We start from the raw sequence: 13,340 nt of genomic DNA, 5'->3' as shown, positions 1-13,340 counted from the left end.
CTGGCCGTCCAAAGGATACAAATGAGACGACGCTTCGGGCGCTATGATCGATCCGCCCTAATCCCCTTTGTGTTCATAGCTTTAGCTCTCCTGTTCGCCGCCGGTCACCGCCTGCTTCAGTGGTTGGGTTGGGCGTGACGAGCCAGTCGACCGCATAGCCTCATACGAAGTCTAGCGCCGTCAGTTCTGAAACCAAAAACCCGCCGCGGCTGGAGCCGGGCGGGTGAAGGTTCTAGTTTCACTGGGTAGTGTCTGAACCGCGTGGCGCTGCGGTTATACCGGTCGGTCAGCCAAGTCGCTCAGTTGCTGCCGCCGCTACCACCGCCAGCGCTGCCGTTTGGAACAGCCTGCTCAGGCTTGTTGGCATTGCCTCCGGCGGCCGAGTCTGAGGTCGCGGTATCAGCGCCTGTTGCGCCGCGCGAAACGACGACGTCCCGATCATTGCCGGTGGTATTCGGCTCCTGGGTGACGATAGCTGCACCGGGCTGACGTAGCGAACCACTCTGAGCAAAGGCCGGAGCCACGGCGAACAAGGCGACGCTGGCGAGAACAAGGTATTTCACAGAGGCACTTTCGTTTAGGCCGACGTCAATTGCTTCCGGCCATGCAGGTTGTGATAAGTCACCCGTGCGCTCGTAGTTGCCCCAGTCCTGTGTCGCACCCCTCGGGCAATCGTCCGCGCATGATCTTAGTCACGTTTGATTAACCATATCCTGCCCAGCCTGCTTTTTACCGAGAAGCAGGTGCAACCGTGATCTCAGATCGTCCGATCTACCATGAGGCCGAAGGCTGCCCTGTCTCGCTTGATCTACTCGGGCGCGTCTACCGCGCCGACGCTGGCAAGCTTCCGCTTCTCATCGCTGACATTCCCGAGAAAGTACGGGCTCGCCTTGCGGTCTATCTCTATGGCCGCAGTCACACGCATGAGCTGGGACTGAAGGTCGGGGCTACCTGTACGAAGGCTGCGCTGTCGGGAGCGGAAGGTCCTCTCGGTGAGGCCATCTATGCGCAATCGCGCCAAGCCTACACTCGACCCACCCACGGTGAAATCCGCCCGGCCTTCGTGAGGAAGGTCAGTCTTGCTGGCGCGCAGATGGTGGGTGACCTCTACGCTTGAGATGGCGGGGCCTGAGAAACTCGGGTGCACCACGAGAGGGTTGCACCCTCCTATTTGGCGTTCTGCCAGACCGCGGTGACAGCTCGAAGGGCGGTGTCGCCGGCCGCCTCTGAGGCCCCCTCAGATCCGAAGGACCGGACTGACCGCTGCACCACCTCTTTGTCCTTCCAGATCGTCCAGTCGAACCGACCGGGCTCCGTTGCGGACGGTGTGACCCGCAGGGAATGGGGATTGGGGGTGAAGATGATCATGGGGATCATATGGGAACGCGCGCAGGTGTTTCTCAGCCATGCGGCGACAGGCCTGCACTCGAGAGATTGAGCTATTTCTTCTTGCCTGCCTTCTTAACCGGTTTCTCGTCGGCCTTCTTGTCCGCCATCTCCTTGGCCAGACGCAGAGCCTTGAGGCGCACCGTCTTGTCCTCGGTGGCCTGCTGAGCAGCCTCGTAATTTGCTCGTGCCTCGGCTCCCATGTGTGCCCTCTGCAGAAGCCCGGCAGCCCTGGTGTCGCGACGATCCTGTGCGCCGCTGTCATCGTCCGTCATGATGCTTTCCTATAAGGTGCCAGTTCGCAGAGAAGCACGCCAGATCGGGCGAGCGCGCCACCGTGGCGCACGTCAAGCCGACAGGGTGCAAAGCGATGCGCCCCACGGATAGCCTGTTAATTCTGAGGACGGTTTCGCCAGCGGAGCCGGTCAAGATGCTGCCGAAGCGGAGGAGCCCAGCCCAAGGGTAGCGATCATTCCATCCTCCTGGCGACCGGCAAGGCCAGCGCAGCGATGCGATGGTTGGTGAATTACGTCCGGAGGTCCGCGGTGCAGGAGATGGCGACCTCGCGAAAGGAGTTGACGGTCGGAGCCGGGCAGGGTCGTCTGCCTCGATCGCAGCGGACTGTGTACTACTCGGCGCACAGCGCGGTCGGGCGGACCAGGAGGGAAACCGACCACCTCCTGGTCCGTCTTGCTGGTGCCAGATGACAGGCGCAGAGCTACTCTTCACCCAGAAAAATCTGAAGCATGAAAATCGGCTATTGAACCACAACGGTCTTTCACGGAACCGTGATCAGTAGATTGTACTTCGAAGGAGCTATCCAGATAAACCCTTAACCTTTAAGCGCAATAGTCCCGCGCAAAAGTTTTTCGGCGGCCTCATATGTCATTCGATGTTCCAGATTCAATTGAGCGAGCGGCGCGCAACGAAACTAATTGGATTGCGATCATCCGAACATTCGAGGGTATCGAGATCCCCTGTACCATCAAGGACATTTCGAAAACTGGCGCAAAGATCGGGCTGCCATCGTCCTGCCAGTTGCCAAACAGCTTTATGCTGAAGGTGATAGGCAAGAGTTTCGTCTGCCGTGTCTCCGTCGCGTGGCGCAAAGACAACTTCGTAGGCGTTCACATCGAGCAGTTCGGCAAAATCGCATCAAAGGTCGAACAAGCCGAAGATGCGAATATCCGGACTACCGATGCATCGTACAAGGCGATTGGGGCTCGCCGTAGCCGGGTTTCGGCATTCTAGTTTCTGAAAGCGTGGAACGAGGCTGTTGAGACCGCGAGCTTCAGGCCCTCCACACGGTTGGTGGTGCCGGCCAACAGCTTCAGACTGCCGAGAAATTTCTTGGCGCTCGGCGCATGGAAGACCTTGCCGTTGACCATGATGAAGTTTTGCGTCGTACCCTCGGCGCCGGCCAAGCGCTCGCCCTCGACATCGAGAACCTTGAGCGCGAGACCACGCGGCAGGGAGACCGCGTCGGGCAGGATGTCGCCGGCATTGGAGGACAGGCGCATGTAGACCTGGTGCTCGCCGGGCTTGGCGAACAGGCCCTGCGCCAGCTCGGGGGGCAGGTTCGCGTCGACCGTCAGAACCCCTTCCAGGATGCCGTGCGACTTGGCGTGCACGGACCGGACCGCATGTCCTGAGTCATCGGCCACGATCTTCAGGATCTTGTCGAAGGTCTCGTTCAGCTGGTCGATCGTTTCTCCTTCGTCGGCCTTCACCTGTTCGACGTTTGGGTTGTAGCGGACTGGCGCTTGCAAGGTCATGGGCTCCGCCTCGATGCAATCTCGACGAGAACAACGCTCGTTTTTGGTTCATTCCAGCTTCGTAGATGTTCAACAGATGGTGAGCATCTTGGCGTAGATACCTCTTCGGCGACCACAACGTATCCATGATCCTCCGGCCCTAATGGCCGACCAGAATTGTCCCTTGAGCTGGGTCCTACGTCCAATGGCTGCGTGCGCGATGCCCGAACGGGCATGGAGACCGCATTCCGTTGGACGCCGGGCTACGAGACCCTGTTGCAGTCAGTTTTATGGATGCACCGATGCAGGCTGAGCCCCAGCGCTGGCTTTTGCTCTTCGCTGCGAACGGAAAATCAGATTTCGTGGACGAAGACCATCTGGCGGTCGCGCGGGCGTGATCCATGTCCCTTCGCATGAACTTCGTCCCCCACGACCGTATCGAGACCGGCCCGGCCCGGATCAGGGCCGCCGCGCGCGCGGTGTCGCGCCGCGCGGCCGAGCGTGCCGATGCCCTCGACCGGGAGGGCGGGTTTCCCGCAGAGGATATCGCCCACGCCCACGCGACGGGCCTGCTCGCTGCGCCGCTGCCGGTGGCCCTGGGGGGAGGCGGCCTCGATGCGCCGGAGATGGCGCCGGCTCTCGCCGATCTCCTGGCGCAGATCGGGCGCGGCAGCCTCGCCCTCGGGCGGCTCTACGAGGGGCATGTCAACGCGCTGGCCCTCGTCGTCCGCTACGCCGAGCCGGCGGTGGCCGAACGCCTGGCGGGCGACGCCTGCGACGGCCACCTGTTCGGGGTCTGGAACACGCAGCCTCAGGCGGGCGGCCTCACCCTCGAGGAGGCGGACGGCGCAGCGACGCTGCGCGGGGTCAAGTCCTTCGCCTCCGGTGCCGGCTCCGTCACCCGCCCCCTCGTCACCGCGCGCCGGCCCGACGGGCGCCAGCAGATGATGGTGGTGGACCTGGAGGCCGGAACCCGGGCCGACCTCTCGGGCTGGCGGGCGCAGGGCATGCGCGCCTCGCACTCGGGCATCCTCGACTTCACGGGGCTGCCCGCCGACCCCGGCGGATTCGTTGGCGGTCCCGACGCCTACTTTGCCGAACCGCACTTCTCCGGCGGGGCTTGGCGCTTCGCCGCCGTGCAGCTCGGGGGCGTCGAGGCGGTGTTCGATGCCCTGCGGGACCATCTCGGGCAAACCGGACGGGGCGGCGACCCGCACCAGGCGGCCCGTCTCGGCGAGGCCGCGATCGCTGTGGAGACGGCTCGCCTGTTCGTCACACAGGCGGCGCGGCTCGCCAGCGACCCCGAGGCCGATCCGGCCCGGGTCATCGCCTACGTCAACCTGACCCGGCTGGCGGTCGAGCGGGCCGGGCTCGACGTCCTGGAACGCACCCAGCGCTCGGTGGGGCTCTCCGGGTTCCTGGCACCGCATCCCTTGGAGCGGCTGACCCGGGATCTCGCGACCTACCTGCGCCAGCCCGGCCCCGACCGGGCGCTCACCAGCGCGGCTGCCCATATCCTCGCCGATGCAGGCCCCGCCGACCTCCTCTGGCGCGTGCCCGCTGAGGCCTCTAATCCATGACGTCCCGGGCAAAGCTCGGTGCAATGGGTTGTCCTACCACAGCGGGCCTGCCGTTGAGGACCTGAGCCATGTGCAACCTCCTCAGCTTGATCACACCCCAGGCCGAGATCCGTACCTCCATTGGCGTGTCGACTGATAAGATGGAAGGGCGCTTCACTACGCGCAACCTTTAAAACGGACAGCCTGCGAACCCTAATTATTTTGATGCCGCGCGAAAAGCATACATTGAACCAATAGCAATTTCTGATGTATTCGTTTTCATAAAAAGAGGAGGATGATAAAGTGCTATCTATGCGGCATTTTAAATACCAAAAATTTTCGTCTCTAGCCAGGACTGCAAATCGGCTGGTACGAGCGGCCGCGACATCCAGTAGCCTTGTGCTTCTTCACACCGCCAGCACCTAAGGATCTCGTAAGCCTCTTTGCTCTCAACACCTTCCGCCACAACTCGGAAGCCAAGCCTTTGCGACAATTCGATGAGATGCTGAACGAGGGTTTGGCCCTTCAGATCCTCCGCAAGATTTCGGATAAAGGACTGGTCGATCTTCACAATGTTTGCCGGGAGGTGCCTTAGGTATGAGAGGCTGCTGTAACCGGTTCCAAAATCGTCGATCGCCACGCGGATACCTGCGTTCTGGAGCGTCCGAAGCTGCTCCTCAACATGCGAACGGTTCTTAATGAGAGCGCTCTCTGTAACTTCGACCTCAAAGACAGAAGGATTAACACCGGCCTTTCGCAGTTGGTCGATAAGGTCGGTAGCAAAGTGCGGCTGGTCCAAGTTCGCCACTGAGACATTGACCGAGACGGCCAGATCTATTGCCATCGCTCGCCAAGCAACGATCTGCCGAATGGCTGCGGCAATCACCCACGCTGTGAGCGGGCCAGCCAGATCGGTCTGTTCAACGAGCGGAATAAATTCTCCCGGTGAAACTGCGCCGAGTTCGGGGTGTTTCCAGCGGATGAGTGCCTCTACGCCGATGCATGCTCCCGTGCTCAGATCAATGCGCGGCTGATAGACGAGCGAAAGCTCCTGCCCGGTGATCAGCGCGGCACGCATGTCGCTCAGGAGCCTGAAACGCCTCCGATGATGGTCGTCAGCGGCCACTGAGTAGATGCTTACCGGATGGCCTGTCAGACGTGCCTCCTGAGCCGCATTATGTGCCATGCGGATCGCGTCCTCACCGAGGCTCTGACCAACCCCAAGGGGTGCAACCCCAATGACGGGGTTCAACGATACCCGTACCGGCGCTGAGCTTAGATGTCTGAGCAACTGTTCGCTCAGGTGCTGAAAGCCATCCTCCAGCTTGCTCTCGCCGCGTGGAGCTTGAACAATCCAAGCAAATTGGGCCGAGCCGACATGGTAGAGTTGCGTTGAGATCCCGAGGTTGATGGAAATGACACGGGTCGCCTCTCGCATCAGATCCTCGATGATCCCGATACCAAGGACACGTACAGTATCGGACATCTTGAGAGCATCGATGACCTCAGCCAGCGCGAGGTGACGCGGCTGTCCATCTGCCTCGGACGCTTGATCGTGGAGATCCTCAAGAAGCTGGTGACGGTTGGGTAGCCCCGTGACAGCGTCGACCCGTCCGAACGCGTGCTGAAGTTCGACTTGAGCCATGACCATGGCGGCAAGATCGGTGAGTGCTCCCTGTTCCTGCCCAGAGATCTGGCGCGGTTCCGTGCCCAGGACACACATGGCACCCAGGCAGAACCCTTCGCGCGTGGTAAGCGGTGCACCTGCGTAGAACCGTATTCCGGATTGAGCCAGCGGGCTGTTCCGGTAGCAGGGATGTTCCAGTAGGTCGGGGATCATCAGGGAACTGGTTGTATCCGTCACCTCACCGCAGGGCGCTCGATCCCGCGGGATCTCCCAGTGCTCGACGCCAACCCGTGATTTGAACCACTGCCGATCGCTGTCTGTCAGTGATATGGCAGCGACAGGTAGATCGAATAGCTGGCTTGCCATCCGGGTGATGCGATCAAAGCTTTCGGCAGGAGGCGTATCGAGAAGCCTCAGTTGCTTGAGTGCTTGAAGCCTCGCGTTCTCTGATTGGGTGCTTGCCATTTCGTAACCCACGTTCTTCTTCTAGCGATGATGGGGGAGAATTACGAACGTAGAGCTAATCCCTTCCATGGCTTCTATCGTTTTAGATACACCGCGCACTTGGGTCGCATCAGTCAAAGTTCTGGGCGGTTATGTATCAACAAAAGATCGTACAGCTGACACATAACCCAATAGGAGGAACGTCTTGCATACAACGAGTTAAAAGGATCAGTCCAAGGGTAAATAGTTACCAGTCGGCCGCTTTGCTCATCATGCCGATTGGAAGGCGAGGGCCAAAACTGATCATCATCGGTCTCTCGGCCACGGGCAATGTAGCGCCGATCCATATCTCAAGGTCTGATCGTAGCGCCGTCAGATCGGCGTCAGGCTCGGGTACGATGAACGCCTTCAAGCGAGCGCCTTCATCGGAACGCATGAGTCGGACGGCGGCTTCATGAACGCCCGGTTGCCCGGAGAGACGAGCTGCAATGCGAGCGGGAAAGACGTTGATGCCCCCAACCTGGACAGCGCCGTCGAGGCGCCCTGCTAGGTGGAAATGATCCCGGCCCTGATGGCTGATGCGGTCCGGGAGGGGAAAGCGTGGTCCGCTCTGATGAATGATCTCGGGAAGATCCTCGTGGACGGGCTCGATGAAGCGCCAATGCGGCATAAGCTGGTACGTCGCCGTTGGCCAGCGCCGCACGGCCACCCCTGCCGTCTCGGAGGACCCGTACACTTCCGTCATCGCCGCGAGGCCGCTCTGACAGAGCGATTCAATCAAATCTGGAGGGCATGGGGCTGTTGAAACGACACCCTCGACGCCTGGAGGCCAGGCCCTGAGGGAGCGCTCCAGCCATCGCCAGCGATCGGGAAAAGTGACGAGGAGGTCGCCTGGTTCAAGCCGACGGCTCAGTTCCGCTGCATCGAGGCGCACTGCATCGAGATGGGGAACTCGGAGCACGTCGGGTAGGAGCGCGGTGAACAGGAAGCCATAGGCATGATGGCTCGGCACCAGAGAAACGATGCGGCGTCTATCTCGAAACAGGTCTGCGAGGAACGAGGCTTCCACGTGCAAGGCCTCGGCCGTGTGTGGGCATCGCTTCGGCTGTCCCGTCGTTCCCGAGGTGGTGAAAGTGACCCTAGCGACGCCAGATCGCCAAGCCGCCTCGATGCGATCGATCCAATCGCCGAACGTCGCATCGGAAAGCAGCTTCTCCTCGCCATTCGCCTCGTGCAGGTGGAACATCTCGTTGACGGCTGATGCGAGCCACAACGTCTCGAGCGAGTCGCATCCGAAGCCAGATGTTGTGTCGCTCCCGATGCGTGTGACCTCCAGCCACTCCGACGATAGATGGGTCGGTAATCGTGCACCTGAATTGCCGCGACCACGCGCAGCCAAAAGTTCTGCGCTGAGCAGGCTCTGCAGAACGGTCTTGAGCGAACGGCGGGAGAGCATCAATGGGGCCAGTTCGATCAGGCAGCGGCCTGATCGGCTTCGAAGGAGACGACCCGATTACGCCCAGTACGCTTGGCTTGATACAGGGCTGCGTCGGCCGCCGCGAGGAGCTCAGCGAGGGATGCAGCAGGCGCCACATCAAGGGCGCTGCAGCCGAAGCTCGCTGTGATACTCAGCTGGGTCTCGCCGCAATCCACCGCTTCGCAGGCAAGTGCCATACGCAGGCGATTGGCTGTCACAGCCGCCACCGCCAAGGTGGTACTTGGCAGAAGCGCTACGAACTCCTCGCCGCCCAGGCGTGCGAAGATGTCCTCTGGGCGCAGCTCGGCCTCGCAACGCTGTGCTACCTCACGAAGCACCGTATCCCCGGCCGCATGCCCATATCCGTCGTTCACACGCTTGAAGTGATCGACATCGAGGACGATGACGGCCATCGACTCCCCGCCTTGGAGCGATCGCACACGTTGACGTTCCGCCGCCTCGAAAAAGTGCGCTCGATTGCTGGCACCCGTAAGGTGATCACGGGTCAGCATCCTTCGCAGATCAGCGGCGTCCTTTCCCTGCCGCGTCACCGCCCGCATCACCAGGGTGAAGCCAGCCGTAGGCTCCTCTGCGTGATCACGTACGGCAACCAGGCGCTGGCACCAGTAGCGCCCGCCATCGGCGCGGGCATGCCAGCCCTCGTGTAAGTGCCAACCGTCGCGACGCGCAATCGTGATGGCCTCGCCGGGGAGTGGCATCGCCGTAGCTCGGTCCGGGCGGTCGAAGGCCTCGAACCGACGACCCAGCAACTCGGCCTCGGCAAAGCCTGTCTGACGCAAAATCGACTCCGTGACGGCGTCGATGCAGCCGTTCGCATCGAGCGAAAGCACGGCGACGTCGTCGACACCATCGAGGAGCGAAGCAAACCACGCTTCCGCTTGCTTCAAGCGCCGCTCTCGGACGACCTGCTCGGTGACGTCTGACAAAGTCGCGATGTAGCGCTCCTGGGTCAGCTTCACGACGCTGCAGGCCAGGACCAGCGCTCGGTCTCCGCGGCCGGTTACGATGCGGTGACCGTCACAGATCGCACCGTGAACGGACTCGAACCGCTGGATCATGTTGCGCAATTCGGGGGCGCAGCCCTCCATCACCTCGAAGAGGTTGGTGACGAAGGGACGCCCTGCAATTGGCAGCAGAAGGTTCATGGCGGCCGGATTGACCATGCCGATGCCGCCTGTGGCTGAGAATTCGATCAGACCAGCCGGACAGGCATAGAGGAACTGCAGCAGGGCTGCGTTCTCGGCTTCGAGCTCGGAGGTCATGGCAGCCTCACTCAGCGTTGGATAAGGATGAAGTGCCGTTCCATTCCAGACGCCTTCAGGAGACGAAGACGTACGGGGGTCGGGCGCATGCGCAGGGTCAGTACGTAGTCGATGATTGCATCGATCTCCGCTTCATCCTCGAAGCGCTGCGCCACCATGAAGTTGTTCATGCACTGGGCCGTCACGGAGAAGTAGTGCGTGCCGATCACGGTCTCGCGAGGCAGGCCGGCTAGGCGCTCCTCCGTCGCATTGTAGATCTCGACCAACCCCTCGGACGATAGGCCAACAACCCCGAAAGGCAGCCTATCGAGCTGTTCGGTTCCCATAGTGTCGAGAGTGTCAGGGGTGATGGCTTCGAAGGAGAGCATGGCAGCGCCTTATCCGTTCCGTGCTGCTCAAGCTGCGTGTGCAGAAATCGCGGCGGTGGCAGCCGATGTAGGGCTTGAACCCACGCCGTCACGCTGAGGGAACCACGCCGCCGGCAGACAGGCCACGGCTGGTTTGGCGAAGAGATAACCCTGGAACAGCTCGATCCCGGTTGCCCGGAGCGTCGCCAACTCCGCTTCCGTCTCGATGCCTTCAGCGATCACTGCCACCCCCAACGTACGGGCCATCGTAACCACAGAAGCAACGATGGTCTGACGAGCCGCCGAGGTGGCGATACCGCGGATCAGCTCCATGTCCAGCTTGATAAAATCCGGCTGGAAGTTCGCCAGCAGATTGAGGCCGGCGTAGCCTGCCCCGAAGTCGTCGAGCGCGGTAGCAAAGCCGTGTTTGCGATACTCGGTGATGATGCGCTGAACGTGAGCCACATCGGTCATGCGCTCGTTCTCGGTGAACTCGAACATGATTTGCCGGTGCGCAAAACCGACGCGTCGGGCCGCTTCCAGCGTCGCGCGGATGCAGGCGGCCGGCTCATACACAGCGTTAGGCATAAAGTTGATCGAGAGCCGGGTCTCGGCGTCTGGAAACAGGGCGCCGGCAAGCTCGATCGCCTTGACGCGGCAGGCTTGATCGAACTTGTATCGGTTGGTGTCGTCGACCATCCCCAAGATTTGACCGGCCCCTTGGCCCTCGGTCCCTCTCACCAAGGCCTCGTAGCCCCAGACCCTTCCGAGGGAAACGTTGACGATGGGGTGGAATGCCATAGTGAACGCAAAGGGCAGCGCCTCGCCGCCCTGGCATCCAGCACACCCAATTTTACTCATCACAGCTTCCTCAAGCCGTAGCCCTCAGGACGATCACACGGCACTACTTTGCGCTTTATGAATAAACGGGCCCACAAAACCCATGCGCGAGAGTTGCGTGGTGTTCTACTCGCGCTGAGCGATTCGCATAAGCGGCCACAGCACGTCCGCGGAAACCTAGATGCTGTGTCTGGACCATGCTGATCGCGCAGAAGCGTTAGTCGCTGAGATCTACCTGGACAGCTGTCATATCGCGTGTTCGAACCGCCACGCCTGTCGTCGCGTCATCCATGTCGGCGTCCTGTCGACTATGTGTGTTCCTTGTGCTGAACGATCACGCCCCACCAACCAAGGCCAGCGTAGGTCTCGTAGCCCGGCGTCCGATGGAACGCGGTGACCGTGCCAGTTCGAGCATCGCGTACGCTGCCATTGGACGTATGACCCGAATCAAAGGATAAGCGCTCGCTCAGCACGCCTTGCCGATCGGAGGCCGCGAGGACGCGCTTGTTGGCATCCACAAGCAGGACCCGTGTGCGAGCTCGATCAGCCGGCGCTACTCGCACACCTTCTACGATGGCGCGCGCCTGCGGCTCCCAATCGAAGTGAATGGCGAGCACGCCTAGCTCTCGTCCCTGTACGCGACCGCCTTCCCTGACACTTGCACAGTAGGTCGCAACCTGCTGGCCTCCGAGAAGATCCTGACGAGTCACGTCCGCAGCAACGTAGCCGTCTCCATCCTTCAGCCCTCGGGCTTGCTGGAACCAGCTCTCATTGACGAAGTTCCGGCCGACAACGCTTGGGTAGCGTTCCGGTCGGCCGCTGGCAATGACGGTGCCATCGAGCGCACAGAGCCAGAGATCGAGGTAGACGGTGTAGGCCGAGAGGATGATGCCAAGGCGCTGGGTCGCGTAGGCGACTCGCTCTGCATCCGGCGCGGCCGCACAATCGACAACGGCACTGTCGGTGGCCCACCAGCGCACGTCACACGTCCGCTCATAGAGGTTGCGATCAATCAGCTCGACCGCGTTCAGCGCGAGGTCGACCAGGCGCTCATCCTGCGCTGCGCTGGTGATGTGCTGCACCATGTGCTGCAAACCCGTGATGCGCCCAGCAAGCTCGGCATCCAGTGCCTTTGCGATGTCCTCGACTTGGACCCCGACCGCACGGACCTCCTGTGCGACCACAGAGAAGCCACGCCCGTTCTCGCCCGCGCGGGCGGCCTCGATGAGGGCGTTGAGCGCCAGCATCTTCACCTGTCCGGTGACGGCCTGGATGCTGCGCGTCTTGTCGGCCGCGATCTTGATCAACGCGGCCGTTTCCGAAGCGACATGCGTCATTGTTGGCGTGTGATCAGGCTGCGGCGAAATAACCCGAGGATGTGTAGTGCCTGCTAGCATTTGCGATCATTCTCAGCACATCAGTTGCCGAGGTGCTAGCAAACCGCGCCTAAAATAATGTGAACCACACGCAAGTTCTCAATGCTCTTTTCTCACGAATACGTGAATATACAACCGAAGGCACCTACTTCGCCTCTAAGGATCAGAAATCGAACTGCCTCGATGAAGACAGGGGCTGCCTACATACGCGATGTCGAACGTTCGCTTGGTCTGGACGCTTTGCTCTGTCGGATATGACCTGAAGTGCGAGCCAATCATTCAGGTCAATGCAAAATCGGATAGCTCGTACAACGGGCGGATCTCGATCTCGCTGGGACCGGGCATCGGGTTGGGACAGCGCTTCACCCACTCGACCGCTTCGACCATGTCCTTGACCTGCCAGATCCAGTAGCCGGCGACCAACTCCTTCGTCCTGGAGAAGGGGCCATCCATGACCGTGCGTTCCTGACCATCAAAGGCGATCCGCTTTCCCCTCGAGGAAGGGTGAAGACCATCGCCAGCCAGGAGGATTGCAGCTGCGAGGAGGTCCTGGTTGAACTTACCCATTGCCTCCAGAAGCTCGCGCGACGGCATGATGCCTGCCTCGCTCTCAGCGGTCGCCTTCACTAGAACCATCAGGCGCATCGCTCACCCTTCTCAGCACTCATTGGTGAACCCTGAGAGGCTAATTCATTCAGGGCTGAAATGATGTCCTTAGGCAATGCTGGTTTGCAGAACCAAGGCATCTCCCGAAAAGCCAAAGCGCGGGGATCATCCTGCTGCAGGCCCGAGTGGACTAGGATCGGGATGCTCCGTTGGCGCAGCTTGTGTCCAAGGGCAGTACAGAACCCCTCTCTGAGCCTGACGTCCAGAACCGCAAAAGAAGGGTTTTCCCACTCGATGGCAGCCAATGCCTCAGCGGTGGTCGCAAACGGTCCCAGCACGCGGTAGCCCGCCTGCTCCAGGGCATCACCCAGATCTTCGGCAACGATGGTATCAGCTTCGGCGAGAAGCACGACGGGACGGTGTACAAGAAGGTCCATGCAATGTTCCAGGAAAGGGCTACCTGTCGCCCCAGAGGCGAACGCCGCTAATATTATGATATGATCATGGATTACATTGCGGGTAAATAATTTAGAAAACTTGGTCAGAAACCGAACTCATAGAAAGTACGATACCGCACAAATTTATTCACAATAATTTTCGCGGATCACATTGCAAATATTTATCAATACCCTACGTCGTTG

The 13,340-nt window shown here is 60.7% G+C and carries 14 protein-coding genes and 1 pseudogene; 3 read left to right on the top strand and 12 right to left on the bottom strand.

Going from position 1 to position 13,340, the window contains the following annotated elements; translation table 11 throughout:
- Positions 1 to 299: 299 nt before the first annotated feature.
- Entirely contained in the window at positions 300 to 563 is a 264-nt protein-coding gene (locus OF380_RS28035) for a hypothetical protein (protein WP_264051556.1), read from the bottom strand.
- Positions 564 to 751: 188 nt separating this feature from the next.
- Here OF380_RS28035 and OF380_RS28030 point away from each other — a divergent pair, with 188 nt between their 5' ends.
- Positions 752 to 1,117 (top strand): hypothetical protein, encoded by a 366-nt coding sequence (locus OF380_RS28030; protein WP_264051555.1) that lies wholly within the window; start codon positions 752 to 754, stop codon positions 1,115 to 1,117.
- 50 nt (positions 1,118 to 1,167) lie between these two features.
- Here OF380_RS28030 and OF380_RS28025 read toward each other — a convergent pair whose 3' ends face one another.
- Positions 1,168 to 1,368, bottom strand: a complete 201-nt coding sequence (locus OF380_RS28025; RefSeq protein WP_264051554.1) for a hypothetical protein — start codon at positions 1,366 to 1,368, stop codon at positions 1,168 to 1,170.
- 71 nt (positions 1,369 to 1,439) lie between these two features.
- Complete coding sequence (locus OF380_RS28020) at positions 1,440 to 1,661, bottom strand: hypothetical protein (protein WP_264051553.1); 222 nt, start codon at positions 1,659 to 1,661, stop codon at positions 1,440 to 1,442.
- Between the two features lie 607 nt (positions 1,662 to 2,268).
- On the opposite strand from OF380_RS28020, the gene OF380_RS28015 reads away from it, so the two are divergent.
- Positions 2,269 to 2,637, top strand: coding sequence for a PilZ domain-containing protein (locus OF380_RS28015; RefSeq protein ID WP_264051552.1), 369 nt, complete (start codon positions 2,269 to 2,271; stop codon positions 2,635 to 2,637).
- Positions 2,638 to 2,660: 23 nt separating this feature from the next.
- On the opposite strand, the pseudogene OF380_RS28010 reads toward OF380_RS28015, so the two are convergent.
- A pseudogene (locus OF380_RS28010) lies at positions 2,661 to 3,161 on the bottom strand (catalase); the annotation flags it as partial.
- A 392-nt stretch (positions 3,162 to 3,553) separates the two neighbouring features.
- Between OF380_RS28010 and OF380_RS28005 the strand changes: the two are divergent.
- Complete coding sequence (locus OF380_RS28005) at positions 3,554 to 4,720, top strand: acyl-CoA dehydrogenase family protein (protein WP_264051551.1); 1,167 nt, start codon at positions 3,554 to 3,556, stop codon at positions 4,718 to 4,720.
- 301 nt (positions 4,721 to 5,021) lie between these two features.
- Here the strand turns inward: OF380_RS28005 and OF380_RS28000 are convergent, their stop codons facing one another.
- The 8 genes from OF380_RS28000 to OF380_RS27965 all read right to left on the bottom strand — a co-directional run bounded on the left by OF380_RS28000 (position 5,022) and on the right by OF380_RS27965 (position 13,136).
- A complete protein-coding gene (locus tag OF380_RS28000) occupies positions 5,022 to 6,803 on the bottom strand; it encodes a sensor domain-containing phosphodiesterase (protein WP_318784669.1) in 1,782 nt (593 codons plus the stop codon).
- Positions 6,804 to 7,017: 214 nt separating this feature from the next.
- Entirely contained in the window at positions 7,018 to 8,226 is a 1,209-nt protein-coding gene (locus OF380_RS27995; RefSeq protein WP_264051550.1) for an AMP-binding protein, read from the bottom strand.
- 17 nt (positions 8,227 to 8,243) lie between these two features.
- Positions 8,244 to 9,530: a sensor domain-containing diguanylate cyclase gene (locus tag OF380_RS27990; RefSeq protein WP_264051549.1), complete on the bottom strand. Its 1,287-nt coding sequence runs from the start codon at positions 9,528 to 9,530 to the stop codon at positions 8,244 to 8,246.
- Between the two features lie 11 nt (positions 9,531 to 9,541).
- Positions 9,542 to 9,898, bottom strand: coding sequence for a hypothetical protein (locus tag OF380_RS27985; protein WP_264051548.1), 357 nt, complete (start codon positions 9,896 to 9,898; stop codon positions 9,542 to 9,544).
- A 27-nt stretch (positions 9,899 to 9,925) separates the two neighbouring features.
- A complete protein-coding gene (locus OF380_RS27980) occupies positions 9,926 to 10,738 on the bottom strand; it encodes an EAL domain-containing protein (protein ID WP_264051547.1) in 813 nt (270 codons plus the stop codon).
- Positions 10,739 to 11,025: 287 nt separating this feature from the next.
- Complete coding sequence (locus tag OF380_RS28725) at positions 11,026 to 12,114, bottom strand: methyl-accepting chemotaxis protein (RefSeq protein ID WP_404810634.1); 1,089 nt, start codon at positions 12,112 to 12,114, stop codon at positions 11,026 to 11,028.
- Between the two features lie 258 nt (positions 12,115 to 12,372).
- Positions 12,373 to 12,738: a YciI family protein gene (locus tag OF380_RS27970; protein ID WP_264051546.1), complete on the bottom strand. Its 366-nt coding sequence runs from the start codon at positions 12,736 to 12,738 to the stop codon at positions 12,373 to 12,375.
- Positions 12,729 to 13,136 (bottom strand): response regulator, encoded by a 408-nt coding sequence (locus OF380_RS27965; RefSeq protein WP_264051545.1) that lies wholly within the window; start codon positions 13,134 to 13,136, stop codon positions 12,729 to 12,731. Before OF380_RS27965 ends, OF380_RS27970 begins: the two co-directional genes overlap by 10 nt.
- Between the last annotated feature and the right edge of the window lie 204 nt (positions 13,137 to 13,340).

Origin of the sequence: Methylobacterium sp. FF17 (assembly GCF_025813715.1) — a bacterium.
In the GTDB taxonomy this organism is placed as follows: Bacteria; Pseudomonadota; Alphaproteobacteria; order Rhizobiales; family Beijerinckiaceae; genus Methylobacterium; species Methylobacterium flocculans.
The sequence above is the reverse complement of the archived record's forward strand: the minus strand, read 5'-3'. Positions and strand labels throughout refer to the sequence as shown.